14 protein-coding genes and 1 pseudogene are annotated in these 12691 nt (G+C 68.8%); 6 read left to right on the forward strand and 9 right to left on the reverse strand.

Annotated elements, in window-relative coordinates:
* Positions 1-149 precede the first annotated feature (149 nt).
* Positions 150-671, forward strand: a pseudogene (locus ACIHAO_RS25860) (GAP family protein); the annotation flags it as partial.
* On the opposite strand, the gene ACIHAO_RS25865 reads toward ACIHAO_RS25860, so the two are convergent.
* From ACIHAO_RS25865 to ACIHAO_RS25875, 3 genes are read right to left on the reverse strand one after another with little or no spacing between them, the layout of a single operon-like run.
* Entirely contained in the window at positions 614-1792 is a 1179-nt protein-coding gene (locus ACIHAO_RS25865) for an AI-2E family transporter (protein ID WP_396561930.1), read from the reverse strand. The pseudogene ACIHAO_RS25860 and the gene ACIHAO_RS25865 overlap by 58 nt on opposite strands.
* Positions 1786-2226, reverse strand: coding sequence for a hypothetical protein (locus ACIHAO_RS25870; protein WP_396561932.1), 441 nt, complete (start codon positions 2224-2226; stop codon positions 1786-1788). The genes ACIHAO_RS25865 and ACIHAO_RS25870 overlap by 7 nt, the downstream gene beginning before the upstream one ends.
* The gene (locus ACIHAO_RS25875) at positions 2223-2756 is read right to left on the reverse strand and encodes a DUF1269 domain-containing protein (RefSeq protein WP_396561934.1); all 534 of its coding nucleotides are present in this window, start codon (positions 2754-2756) and stop codon (positions 2223-2225) included. The genes ACIHAO_RS25870 and ACIHAO_RS25875 overlap by 4 nt, the downstream gene beginning before the upstream one ends.
* 197 nt (positions 2757-2953) lie before the next feature.
* On the opposite strand from ACIHAO_RS25875, the gene ACIHAO_RS25880 reads away from it, so the two are divergent.
* Positions 2954-4762, forward strand: a complete 1809-nt coding sequence (locus ACIHAO_RS25880; protein ID WP_396561936.1) for a glycoside hydrolase family 15 protein — start codon at positions 2954-2956, stop codon at positions 4760-4762.
* A 65-nt stretch (positions 4763-4827) separates the two neighbouring features.
* Here ACIHAO_RS25880 and ACIHAO_RS25885 read toward each other — a convergent pair whose 3' ends face one another.
* From ACIHAO_RS25885 to ACIHAO_RS25895, 3 genes are read right to left on the reverse strand one after another with little or no spacing between them, the layout of a single operon-like run.
* Positions 4828-5259, reverse strand: a complete 432-nt coding sequence (locus ACIHAO_RS25885) for a CBS domain-containing protein (RefSeq protein ID WP_125785391.1) — start codon at positions 5257-5259, stop codon at positions 4828-4830.
* Between the two features lie 47 nt (positions 5260-5306).
* Positions 5307-5789 (reverse strand): hypothetical protein, encoded by a 483-nt coding sequence (locus ACIHAO_RS25890; protein ID WP_396561939.1) that lies wholly within the window; start codon positions 5787-5789, stop codon positions 5307-5309.
* Positions 5786-6718 carry a neutral zinc metallopeptidase gene (locus ACIHAO_RS25895; protein WP_396561941.1) on the reverse strand — a complete coding sequence of 311 codons (933 nt, stop codon included), beginning with the start codon at positions 6716-6718 and terminating at the stop codon, positions 5786-5788. The genes ACIHAO_RS25890 and ACIHAO_RS25895 overlap by 4 nt, the downstream gene beginning before the upstream one ends.
* 106 nt (positions 6719-6824) lie before the next feature.
* On the opposite strand from ACIHAO_RS25895, the gene ACIHAO_RS25900 reads away from it, so the two are divergent.
* Positions 6825-8831: a prolyl oligopeptidase family protein gene (locus ACIHAO_RS25900; protein WP_396561943.1), complete on the forward strand. Its 2007-nt coding sequence runs from the start codon at positions 6825-6827 to the stop codon at positions 8829-8831.
* Positions 8832-8894: 63 nt separating this feature from the next.
* On the opposite strand, the gene ACIHAO_RS25905 is transcribed toward ACIHAO_RS25900, so the two are convergent.
* Positions 8895-9209: a multidrug efflux SMR transporter gene (locus tag ACIHAO_RS25905; protein WP_125785387.1), complete on the reverse strand. Its 315-nt coding sequence runs from the start codon at positions 9207-9209 to the stop codon at positions 8895-8897.
* A complete protein-coding gene (locus ACIHAO_RS25910; protein WP_396561945.1) occupies positions 9209-9865 on the reverse strand; it encodes an FMN-dependent NADH-azoreductase in 657 nt (218 codons plus the stop codon). The genes ACIHAO_RS25905 and ACIHAO_RS25910 overlap by 1 nt, the downstream gene beginning before the upstream one ends.
* A gap of 93 nt (positions 9866-9958) precedes the next feature.
* On the opposite strand from ACIHAO_RS25910, the gene ACIHAO_RS25915 reads away from it, so the two are divergent.
* The gene (locus ACIHAO_RS25915) at positions 9959-10546 is read left to right on the forward strand and encodes a TetR/AcrR family transcriptional regulator (RefSeq protein WP_396561947.1); all 588 of its coding nucleotides are present in this window, start codon (positions 9959-9961) and stop codon (positions 10544-10546) included.
* Here ACIHAO_RS25915 and ACIHAO_RS25920 read toward each other — a convergent pair whose 3' ends face one another.
* Entirely contained in the window at positions 10547-10945 is a 399-nt protein-coding gene (locus ACIHAO_RS25920; protein WP_396561949.1) for an SRPBCC domain-containing protein, read from the reverse strand.
* 54 nt (positions 10946-10999) lie between these two features.
* On the opposite strand from ACIHAO_RS25920, the gene ACIHAO_RS25925 reads away from it, so the two are divergent.
* Both ACIHAO_RS25925 and ACIHAO_RS25930 read left to right on the forward strand, forming a co-directional pair.
* Complete coding sequence (locus ACIHAO_RS25925; protein WP_396561951.1) at positions 11000-11599, forward strand: CGNR zinc finger domain-containing protein; 600 nt, start codon at positions 11000-11002, stop codon at positions 11597-11599.
* A gap of 18 nt (positions 11600-11617) precedes the next feature.
* Entirely contained in the window at positions 11618-12667 is a 1050-nt protein-coding gene (locus tag ACIHAO_RS25930; RefSeq protein WP_396561953.1) for a DUF2293 domain-containing protein, read from the forward strand.
* The last annotated feature ends 24 nt before the right edge of the window (positions 12668-12691 follow it).

The following is a 12691-nucleotide window of genomic DNA, read 5'->3' on the forward strand; positions in this document are numbered from 1 at the left end:
GGCTCCGGCGGCATGACCGCCGCGCGAGCGTTGCCCGTCGCCGTCTGGACAAGCGGTGGCGGGCAACGCGATTCGCTGCCGGAACACCCTCGGACGGGAAGTACGGAATGACGGAATCGCTCACGGTGCTCCCGCTCGCGATCACCATGATGGCCGGGCCGCAATTCGTGTCGGCGCTGATCCTGATCACGACGGCGCGCGCGGTGCCGACCTCTCTCGCGTTCGTGGCGGGAGTGGCCACGGCCGTGACGGCGGGAACCGCGCTCACGACCTGGCTGGCCGGCCTTCTGCCACCCGATCCCCTCGTCTCCGGCTCGGGCGGTTCGGTCTACACGCTGATCCAGTACGGTCTGGTCGCGTTTCTCCTGGGAGTGGCGATCTGGAACTGGACACACCGCGAGACCGCGGAACCGCCGAAATGGCTGGGAACACTCATGTCGGCGGGCCCGCGGCGCGGATTCCGCACCGGATTCCTGCTCATCGCGTTCTTTCCGTCGGACGTCGTCGTGATGTGCGTCGTCGGCCTCGACCTCGGCCGCGGCGGGGCGGGGTTCGGCGCGGCGATCCCGTTCCTCCTGACCACCACGCTGATCGCCGCCCTGCCGCTCTTGGCCTATCTCCTCTTCCGGCGGCGCGCCGCCCGGCTCATGCCCGCCGTCCGCGACTGGACGAACGACCACGGCTGGTTGCTGAACATCGTGGCGTGCCTCTTCTTCGTCGTGCTCATCCTGTTCTGATCGCCCTCGGGTCCCCGCCGGGGCGAACCCACCAGCGCGGTGACCCAGCTGCGCCCCGGGTCGTCGACCAGCACGGCCAGCGCCAGCAGGGTCGCCGGAACCGACAGCAACGTCCCGAGCGGGCCGAGCACCCAGGCCCAGAACACCAGCGCCACGAACGTCGCCGTCGCGGACAAGCCGACCGCGTTACCCACGTACCGGGGCTGGATCAGTGACTGCAGCACGAAATTGATCACGATGTAGACCACCACCACCGCCAGCATCGCCCGCCAGCCGCCGTCGAGGAGCGCGAGCGTGGCGGGCGGGCCGAGGCCGAGCAGGAACCCGATCGTCGGGATGTAGTTGGTCACGAACGAAAGCAGACCCCACAACGCCGCGAGCGGAACTCCCAGCAAGACCAGCGCGAGAACGTCGATCGCCGCGACGATGAGCCCGAAGACCGTGGTCACCGCCAGGTACACCCGGACGCGACGGCCGAAGTCACGCAGTGCTTCGGCCGTACGCGCCCGCTCTCCCGCGATCCCGGCGATCCGGTCGTCGATGTCCGCCGTCTCCGCGCTGAGGAACAGCAACAGCCCCAGCAGGAAGACCAGGCTCGTGGTGACACCGGTCAGATCGGAGAGCAGGGAACCGGCGTAGGAAACGAGCTTGCCGGGATCGAGTGTGTGGAAGATGTCGCGCAACTGTCCCGGCCCGGCACCGAATTCCGCCAGCACGCCGGCGATTTCCTCGTACAGGGCGGTGATCCGGTCGCCGTAGCGCGGCAACAACTCCGCGAGCTGGGCGACCGAAACGATCATCGCGACGCAGAAGGCGACGAGAATTCCGTAAACGAACACCACGAGCGCCGCCGTCGCCGCCCAGCGCGGGAAGCCGAAGCGCCGCAGCCTGCCGTGCGCGGGACTGAGCGTGATCACGATGACGAGCGCCAGCAACGTCGGCGCCGCCAGCCACGCGACCGCTTTGATCCCCGCGATGGCGACCACGATCGCGGCCGCGCCGAGCAGGACGACGAGCGCCCGCGGTGTCCGGCTCGCAGGCCGATCGGTCACCATGACCCGCGGTTCGGGACTTCGTCACCGTGGATGACGACCGCCCAGATGACCGTCACGCACAGGGCGATCACGATCATCGACCACAGCGGATGCGCCGAGAGGAACACCAGATGGGTCACCGCGTTCCCGGCGGCGAAGAGCACCGCGACCACCCTCGCCCAGATGGCTCCCGAGATGAGGAAGCCACCCGCGATCGCCACCAGCGTGCCGCCGACCAGATGGGCCCACGCCCAGCCGGTCACGTCGAGGACGAGCGAGTACTCCGGGCCCGAGATGTAGTAATCGCCCCTGACCAGCGCCACGATCCCGGCGATGACGTCGAACGCGCCGAGGATGAGCATGATCACGCTGGCGAAGACGATCCATCCGGCCCAGACCGGCCGGATGCCGGATCGGTCGGCGAGATCGGCGCCGGCACTCCACTGCCGGCTCATTTCGTCCCCGTTCCCGGGGCCTCGGCGGTCTGGAGTTCCTGGTCCGGCATGAAGCTTTCCCGCAAGGCCGCTTCCTGTTCGGAGGTCAGGTTCGTGAAGGCCAGCTCAGGTGTTTCCTCGCCGGCGAAGGCGTCTCGCACCTTGTCGATGACCGCGCCCGAACTGAGCAGGAAAAGGGCCGACGTGCCCTCGGTGACGGTCCCCCTGATCTCCTTGATCAGGTCGTCGTCGATGCCGTAGTCCGAAGTGAGCCCGCCGAAAGCGCCCGCCGCGGCACCGAGCGCCGCGCCGAGCAGCGGCACGAGGAAGATCAGGCCGAAGAGCAGTCCCCAGAACGCGCCGCTCAGCGCGCCGCGGCCGGCCAGATTGCGCAACTGGCGGAGCTTCGGTTTGGAAGCGCCCACAGGCCACGACACCGTCGCCGCGTCGTGTACCGAGATGAGCTGGTTCTTCACCAGGCCCCGCACCGTCTCCGCCGCACGATCCGCGCCTTCGGCCGAGCGGAACGTCCAGATGGTCAACGTGTCCACGGCTCACCGTCCCTTCTGAAAAAATGGGTGATCTGACGGTGGCCATCGCACAGCGGCGACGGGGGTGCGCACATCACCTGAGGCGGATGAGCGCCAGGGCTCCGGCCGGACCCGGAAGTCATCCGGCCAGGGTGACGCCCCGCTCCCCGGGGGCGGACCAGGGTCGTCGGAAAAGCCCTTCCGGCAAGGAGTCCCCTGTGAACCACCACCACCCGCCGATCGCCGACCACGGGCTGATCGGAGACCTGCAGACCGCCGCGCTGGTGAGCACCGGCGGCGCCATCGACTGGTTCTGCTGCCCTCGCTTCGATTCCCCGAGCGTGTTCGGCGCGCTCCTGGATCCCGGCGGCGGCCACTGCCGGATCCGTCCCGTCCGGGAGCCGTACACGTCACGTCAGTTCTATTTCCCCGGCACCGCCGTGCTGATCACCCGGTTCATGACCAGGCTGGGCACCGGCGAGGTCATCGACTTCATGCGCCCGGTGACCGGCGGGCGCACCGACGGCGGCCACCGGCTGATCCGGCTGGTCCGCTGCGTGCGCGGGCACGTCGAGTTCGCCATGGAGGTCGTCCCGCGCTTCGACTACGCGCGCCGCCCGCACACCACCACCGTCACCGAAGACGGCGTGCTGTTCGACAGCGGGGCGTCTTCACTGACCCTGCACGCGGTCCGGGAGCCGGGCGATCCACCGGCGATGCACGCCCACGTCCTCGAAGGCGGCGTCTACGGCTCGGTGAGGCTGGAAACCGGGCAGGCACGGGGTTTCGTGCTCGAGTCGGACGGCGGGGAACCCCGTGCGATCCCGGTCTCCGACGTCGAGCAGGCCTTCGACGAGACCGTCCGCTTCTGGCGGGACTGGCTGAACCATTCGACCTACCGGGGGCGCTGGCGTGAAATGGTCGACCGGTCCGCGATCACCCTCAAGCTGCTGACCTACGCGCCGACCGGGGCGATGGTCGCCGCGCCGACCACGAGCCTGCCGGAACAGATCGGCGGCGAACGGAACTGGGACTACCGCTACGCCTGGGTGCGTGACGCGTCGTTGTCGGTCTCTTCCTTGCTGGCGTTGGGTTTCACGGACGAAGCGGTCGCGTTCGCCCGCTGGCTCCGGGAGCGCCACCTCAGCGGCGACGGCAGGCTGAAGATCATGTACCGCGTCGACGGGTCATCGGATCTGCTGGAGGAATCGCTCGCGCACTGGTCCGGGTACCGCGGTTCGGTGCCGGTGCGGATCGGCAACTCCGCGTCCGAGCAGCTCCAGCTCGACGTCTACGGCGAACTGCTCGACACCGTGTACCAGGCCGACCGCCGGGGCGCCGAGGTCGGGCACGACGGCTGGAAGGCACTCACCGGCCTGCTCGACTGGCTCGCGGCGAACTGGGACCAGCCCGACGACGGAATCTGGGAGACACGGGAAGGAAAGGCCGACTTCACCTACGGCAGGCTCATGAGCTGGGTCGCCTTCGATCGCGGCGTCCGCCTGGCGACGGCGCACGGCCTGCCCTGCGCGCTCGACTCCTGGCGGACCGAACGCGACCGGGTCTACGACCAGATCTGGGAGCACGGCTGGAGCCCGTTCAAACAGGCCTTCGTCCAGCGATACGGCTCGGTCTCCCTCGACGCGTCCCTGCTTCGCATGGCCGACGTCGGTTTCATCACCCCGCACGACCCGAGCTGGCTGGCGACCCTGGCCGGCATCGAGAACGAACTGGTGACCGACAGCCTCGTCTACCGCTATGACCCCAGTGCCGCACCCGACGGCCTGCGCGGAGACGAGGGCACGTTCTCGCTGTGCACGTTCGGCTACGTCACCTCTCTCGCCCGTGCCGGGTATCCGGAGAAGGCCCGGCTGGTGTTCGAGAAGATGCTGACCTACGCCAACCACGTCGGCCTCTACGCCGAAGAGATCGGCCCGAGCGGCGAGCAACTGGGCAACTTCCCGCAGGCGTTCACCCACCTCGGGCTCATCGACGCCGCGCTCACGCTCGACGAAGCCATCGGCTGAGCCGCGCGTGCGAAGGGCCGTTCCCGGCTTCGGGAACGGCCCTTCGGCCAGCGTGTTCCGGTGGCTCAGCCCTGGGAGATGTACGCCTCCAGCTGTTCCTGGCTCTTCTCCAGCTGTTCCATCCGGGTCTTCACGACGTCGCCGATGCTCACGATCCCCGCCAGCCTGCCGTCCACCACGACCGGGACGTGCCGGATCCGGCGTTCGGTCATCAGGACGGACAGCTGGTCGACCGAGTCTTCGGGGGTGCAGCTGGCGACCATCTTCGTCATGATCGCGGCGACCGATCCGTCGAGCAGCTGGGGTCCGCGCTCGTTGAGCCGCCGCACCACGTCCCGTTCGGAGACGATCCCGACGATCCCGCCCTCGGCGTCGACGACCACCAGGGCGCCGACATTGTGCTCCGCGAGTCTCTCGAGCAGTTCGGTGACGTTCGTCTCCGGCGAGACGGTCGCGACGGCCGCCCCCTTGTTCCGCAACAGATCGGAAATCCGCATACGCGCTCCTCCCGGATGGGTGACCTGAGTCACTCCAGGTTATGGCCTCACCGCCCTGCGCGAAAGTCCGGAGAGTCCGGTTCCATCCCCAATCTGGTCGCGAGCGCGTCGTACGCCTGGACGATCCCGGCGCCGTACGGGTCGTCGCCGAGCGCGCCGAGGGTGCCCCGCCCCAGCTCCCACTGAGCCTTCGCGGACTCGTGATCACCGAGTTTGCGGTAATCCTCGGCGAGGTTCAGGTGCAGTGACGGGTAGAAGCCGCGCACGGCCAGCGTCGCGTGGTACTCCTTGGCGCGTTCGTCGGTGAGCGAATCGGCCGCCGCGAGCGCGCGGAGATCCCAGGCGAGTTCGTCGGCCGGATCGTCGCAGACGTCGGCCATGTAGTGCGCGAGCGCGCACCGGTGCAGCGGGTCGCCGTCCTCGCCGATCCGTTCCCACAGCGCCGTGAACTTCTCGCGCGCGCCGACGCGATCACCGGAGATGTGCAGCTGGAGGCCGGTGTTGATCTCCGCCATCACGTCGTCGGTCATTTGACGTCCGAGGCCGGGGCCGCCCAGGTGTTGCACGCCGACGTCGCTTTCCCGGAGAAGCCGGCCTTCGCCCATTTCAGCTGGTTACGGCGGCTGCCGTGGGTGTCGCTGTCGTCGGCGCGGCCGTAGTCGTCGAGGGCCGCGTTGGCCAGCGACCTGCTGATCGAACCGCGTCCGGCGGCGGCCGCGAGGGCGAGCGCGCCGAAGCAGTTCGCCTGCAATTCGATGCGGCGGACCAGCTCCTTGTCCGCGGGCGAGTTCTCCTCCGGCGACGACATCTTCTCCGCGGCCGCCGACAGGATCCCGCTGGACCGCTGGACATGGTGCCCGTACTCGTGGGCCATCGTCGCGAGGTGACGGGACCGTTCGAGGCCGGCGTCGCCCAGCATCCACTCGGTCGGCGCGTAGATCGTGGTGTCGCCGCCGCAGTAGTAGGCGACGGCCTCGTTCTCGCCCGGCGCCTTCCCGCAGGCGCTGGTCTCGGGCAGCGTCACCTGCACGGTCACCGTCAGCGCGGGCTCGTTCGCCTGGTCCAAGGCGGGTTTCCAGGCTTCGGCCAAGCACGTCACGAACGTCTTGTAGTAAGTCTCCAGCTTCGCGGGCTCGCGGCTGATCCCGGGCAGGCGGCAGGTGACCGCGCCGAGCGCGACCCCGTCGGCCAGCAGCGGGTTCGTCTCCAGCTCCCGCACCTCCTTGGGCGCGGGTTTCGCGTTCCCTGCCGGAGCCTTGGCACCTTCCGAGGTGTACTGGCCGGACACCGGGAGAGCCTGGCCGTCGATCTTCCGCGGCCCGCCCGCCATCGCCATCCCGGTGGTGGTCAAGGCGGCGACGATGAGCAGACCGACCACGGCGGCCCCCGTGTTGCGGGGACTTTCGGGACGACCCGGCGAGGGCGCGAACGGTCTGGGTACCTCGTCGGTGCCGGTCATGGTGTCCCCCAAACGTGCGAGCCAACAGCATACGGAGTACCGGCAGGTCAGGCGAAAACACCGCACCTGGTGGCGCCGGGACCGGGGCCACGGCGAGACTGTCAGCATGAGTGACGAGGACCCGTACCTGTGGCTGGAAGACGTGACCGGCGAAGAAGCGCTGGACTGGGTGCGAGCCCGCAACGCCGAAGCTCTGGAGGAACTGGCGGGCGGCGAGCGATTCGCCGGGATCCGTGACGAGGTCCGCGAGGTCCTCGACGCCGACGACCGGATTCCCTACATCCGGCGCCGCGGCGAATACCTGTACAACTTCTGGCAGGACTCGGCCAACCCCCGCGGCCTGTGGCGCCGCACCACCCTGGAGCAGTACCGGCTCGACACGCCGGAGTGGGAACTCCTGCTCGACGTCGACGCGCTGGCCGAGGCAGACGGCGAGAACTGGGTGTGGCAGGGCGCGGCCGTCCTCCGGCCGGGTTACCAGCGCGCGCTAGTCGAACTGTCGCGGGGCGGCGCGGACGCGACCGTGGTCCGCGAGTTCGACCTCGCGGAGCGACGCTTCGTCGAAGACGGGTTCTTCGTGCCCGAGGCCAAGACCCGGATCGGCTGGATCGACCACGACCGCGTCTACATCGGCACCGACTTCGGGACCGGGACGCTGACCAGTTCGGGCTATCCGAGGCTGGCGAAGGAATGGCGGCGCGGCACCCCGCTCGAAGAGGCGACGGTGGTCTTCGAGGGCAAGCCCGACGACGTCTCGGTGTCCGCGCACCACGATCCGACCGAGGGCTGGGAACGTGACTTCGTCTACCGCTCGATCGACTTCTACCGCACGGAAAGGTATCTCCGGACGCCCGGCGGGCTCGAACGCATCGAAGTCCCCGAAGACGCGCAGACGTCTTCGCACCGGCAGTGGCTGCTGATCCGGCTTCGGTCGGACTGGACCGTCGAAGGCACGACGTACCCCTCCGGCAGCCTGCTCGCCTCCGGTTTCGACGCGTTCATGGCGGGTGAGCGCACCTTCACAACCCTTTTCACTCCGGACGCGCACACGTCGCTGGAGTACTGGGCCTGGACGCACAACCACCTGTTGCTCTCGACGCTGTCCGACGTCCGGACGGAACTGCGCGTGCTCACGCCGTCCGACGGCTGGCGCTCGCAGCCGCTCGCCGGCGCCCCGGAACTGGGCACCGCGCAGATCACCGGCACGGATCCCGATGTCAGCGACGAATACCTGCTCGACTCCAGCGGCTACACCCAGCCGTCGACACTGAGCTACGGGCACGTCGGCGGCGAGGTCGAGGTCCTCAAGCGCGCTCCCTCGTTCTTCGACAGCGAGGGCATGACGGTCTCGCAGTACTTCGCGACCTCCGAAGACGGCACGAAGATCCCGTACTTCGTCGTACGCCCCTCCGGCGCCGAAGGCGGCCCGACGCTGCTGACCGGCTACGGCGGCTTCGAGGTTTCGCTGACCCCCGGCTACAGCGGTGTCATCGGCCGCGGCTGGCTCTCGCGCGGCGGCACCTACGTCGTCGCGAACATCCGCGGCGGCGGCGAGTACGGGCCGGACTGGCACACCTCGGTGACCAAAGCCAAGCGGTACAAGGTCTACGAGGACTTTTCGGCGGTCGCCGCCGACCTCGTCGAACGCGGCATCAGCGAGCCCGCCCGGCTCGGCATCCAGGGCGGCAGCAACGGCGGGCTGCTGATGGGCGTCATGCTGACGCGCTACCCGCGGCTGTTCGGCGCGATCGTGAGCCAAGTGCCGCTGCTGGACATGAAGCGCTATCACAAACTCCTCGCGGGCGCGTCGTGGATGGCCGAGTACGGCGACCCCGACGACCCGGCGGATTGGGACTTCATCGGGAAGTACTCGCCGTACCAGAACGTGCGCGGTGATGGCGAGTACCCGCCGGTCCTGTTCGTCACGTCCACCCGGGACGACCGGGTGCATCCCGCCCACGCGCGCAAAATGGTCGCGCGGATGCGGGAGCAGGGACACGACGTGCGATACCACGAGAACATCGAGGGCGGGCACGGCGCGGCGGCCGACAACGAGCAGCTGGCGTTCAAATGGGCGCTGATGCTCGAATTCCTGTGGGAGAAGCTGGCCTGACGTGTCAGGAAAGGGTCGTTCAAGACATTTTTCGTCCTGAACGACCCTTTCCTGACACTCGGCTCACTCCGCCACCTTCGCCAGCACCACCCCTCCGACGATCAGCGCCATCGCCGCGAACCGCCCGAAGCTGAGCGGGTCCTTGTGGATCACGATGCCGAACACGATCGCCCCCACCGCGCCGATGCCGGTGAACACGGCGTACGCGGTGCCCACCGGGAGCGAGTCCATCGCCTTCGACAGCAGGTAGACCGCGGCGACGCCGAGTACGAAGCACAGCACGGTCGGCCAGAACCGGGTGAAGTTCTCCGTCGGCTTGATGCTCTGCGACCAGGCGACCTCGACGACTCCCGCCAGGAGCAGGATTCCCCAGCCCATCAAGCTTCCCTTCCGGCCGAGGCCAGCTTTTCGGCGCCGAGGAGCGCCTGTTCCCGCGACGCGATCCGGTCGGGATCGCGCGGGCTCAGCCGCGGGTCGACGAGAGCGTTCGTGAGTTCGGAACGCAGGAACGTGACGTCGTGGACGTCGTAGTGACCAGCGAAGAAGTCACGCAGATAGCGCTCGTGATGGTCGACCGGTTCCCGCGGCGTGCCGGGCAGGTACGTGCCGCCGCGCGCTCCCGCGACCACAAAAGCCTTGCCCGCCAAGGACATCTTCGGGAACGTCACCTGGTCGATCCACAGTTTGAGCGTCGCGGGGATCGAGAAGTTGTACATGGGTGCCCCGATCAGCACGACGTCTGCGGCGAGCAGTTCGGCCAGCAGTGGCTCGATGATCGCCCAGGCCTCGCGCTGCTCCGGCGTCTTCACCACCGAGGCGTAGCCGGCCGGATCGGTGATCCCGTTCCGGAGGAGCGCGTCGCAGATCTCGGTCCAGGCCTGGCCGATCGGCGGCACCGGATCGGCGGCCACGTCACGATAGGTGTAGCCCGCGCCCGGGTTCGCGGCACGATAGATCTCGGCGAAACGAGCACTCAGCTCGCGGGAGAACGACGCGCTGCGGGCACTGGAGTCGAGGTGGAGAAGGTGGCTCATCGGGGCCTCCCAGACCAGGAAGTGGACACGGCGTCCACTTGCTTCGCCGGATACAAGTGGACGCCGCGTCCGGATATTCCCTAGGCTGCGGAAATGCCGACGGAAGACCTGCTCGCGGGCGACTCGGGACGGGAACGCTCGGACGCCGCCCGCAACCGCGCGAAGATCCTGAAGGCCGCCGAAGAGCTCTTCGCCGCACGTCCGGCCGCGGACGTCACCATGGAGGACATCGCCAAAGCGGCCGGGGTCGGCCGGGCGACGCTGTACCGCCGCTATCCGGACCGCTCGGCGATCGCCGTCGCCCTGCTGGACGAGCACGAGCGGGAACTCCAGGAGCGACTGCTCACCGGCCCTCCCCCGCTCGGCCCCGGCGCGCCGCCCGCCGAGCGGCTGGCAGCGTTCTACGCGGCGATGATCGGGCTGCTCGCCCGGCACGCGCATCTCGTCCTCGGCACCGAGGTCGGGCATTCGCGGTTCACCAGCGGGCCGTACCGGCTGTGGCGCACGCACGTTCGCCTCCTCGCCGAGGAGGCGAACGCGAAGGATCCGGACGCGCTCGCCGACGTCCTTCTGGCTCCGCTGGCCGCGGACGTGTTCCTCCACCAGACGGGCGAACTCGGCCTGAGCGCCGAACGGATCACCGACGCACTGGCCGAGCAGGCACGGCGAGCGCTGGCCTGATCAGCCGGCGAGACCGTCGGCGACGAGCTTCATCACGGCCTGCCAGTGCTCACGCTGAGCGGCGCGCTCTTCCGGCCCGGCGAGCCGCTCCTGATGGAAGACCACGACCGTCTTGTCCGGCCCCGCCGGACGAAGTCCCACCTGGACCGTGCTCTCGTGGTCCCAGTCCTTCGGCCGCCAGGTGAGGCGGATCTTCTCCTGCTCGCGGTAGCCGCGAACCTCGCCGACAGTGCCCTCCGCCGTCTCGTACGGCGCGCCCTTCTCCGGCTCCAGCCGCACGTCACCCAGCCAGGCCGCGAGGCCCGGACCCGAGAGGTACTCCCAAACCTGTGCCAGCGGATACGCCATCGTCTTGGACACGCCGATCTCCCAGCCCGCGTCCTTCGTCTTCCCGATCATCACGCCTCCGCCGTAACCGTCTTACCTGGTTTCGAAACCGACTATAGTGGTTACATGACTCCGGGAACAAGACTGCTCGTCAGCGCCCAGGGTGAGCGCTATCGGTTCGATCCGGGCAGCCTCAGCCTCGAACTCATGCTGACCGGCGGTCCCGGCCCGTACGAGCGCTACGAGATCGCGCACACTCCGGCCGATCTGGCCGAGTGGTTCACCGGCTCCCGGCTGGCACTGACCGCTCCCCTGACCGACATCCGGATCAAACCCGCCGAACTCGCCGCGCTCAAGGAACTCCGTGACACGCTCTACCGCGTCGCGCCCACCCTCGCCCGTGGCGAAACGCCGTCGGACGAAGACCTCGCCTTGCTGAACAGCGCGACCGAGGCGACCCCGAGGCCCCTCGTCGACCCGAAGACCCGACGGCTCGCCTGGGCGTCCCCCGTCACCGGGAAGCAACTCCTCGGCGCCGTCGCCCGCGACGCCATCGGACTCGTCGCGGGCGAACGGTCCGGCCGGGTCCGCGAATGTTCCGCGGACGACTGCCACCTGCTGTTCTTCGACACCTCGCGCTCGGGCAACCGACGCTGGTGCTCGATGGAACGCTGCGGCAACCGCGCCAAGATCCGTGCCTACCGCGCGCGGACCGAGACCGCCTGATCGCTAGGATTCCCGGCGATGCAAGGTGAGGCGAAACTGGAACAGCGCGTCGTGGAGACGGCGGAGAAGCTGCTGTCCAAACAGAAATCGGTGACCGCGCTCGACATCTTGAGCGGCATCGGCTGGCTGCCGGAGAGTGTGCTCAAAAGCTGGCAGCAGGGCCGGATCCCCGATCTGTCCACGGCTTTGCCGGTGAGCGCGGAGAAACTGAACTTCGCCCTCGGCGCTCTTCAAGGGTGGGCGAAGGAAAAAGCCCTCGAAAGCTCCGAGATCGAGCATGTCGGCGCGACCCGCGACCGAGCTGTCCTCCGGGTGACTTCGGGCGAACTGGCCGGCCTCGAACCACTGTTCCGGACGCAGTGGCTCATGCCGGGACTGTCCGAAGCGAAACGTGCCCAAGTCCTCGCCCGTCGGCAGAAGGCGCCGGATCTCGTCGTCTCCGTGGCGCTGAAGGACTGGACGTGCGCCGACTGCGGCGGCACCGGCGACCTGTTGTTCATGGAGAACGAAAAGCCGCACTGCCTCGACTGCGCCGACCTCGGCCACCTGGTCTTCCTGCCCTCGGGCGACACCGCGCTGACCCGCCGGGCCAAGAAGGCGAGCCGGCTTTCCGCCGTCGTCGTCCGCTTCAACCGGTCGAGGAAACGCAGCGAGCGGCAAGGACTCCTGGTCGAGGACGCGGCATTGCGCACCGCCGAGGAACAGTGCCTCGCGGACGAGGACGTCCGGGAACGACGCCGCGGACGGGATCGTGAACGGCGCGCCGAGGAAGACGTCGAGTTCACCGCCCGGTTCCACACCGCGATCACGGAGATGTTCCCCGGCTGCCCGCCGGAACGGGCACGCGCCATCGCCGAACACGCAGGCCAGCGCGGCAGCGGCCGGGTGGGCCGCTCCGCCGCCGGCCGGGAACTGGCCGAACGAGCGGTGTTCCTCGCCGTCGTCGCCTCGATCCGGCACCTGGACACCGAGTACGACGACCTCCTCATGGCAGGCGTGGAACGGCAGGCCGCCCGCGACCGCATCCACTCCGCCATCGAAGCCGTGCTGGACCGCTGGCGATCCTGACCGCTGTCACGTTCCGGGCGCGGG

This window comes from Amycolatopsis sp. NPDC052450, assembly GCF_044547565.1.
GTDB lineage: Bacteria > Actinomycetota > Actinomycetes > Mycobacteriales > Pseudonocardiaceae > Amycolatopsis.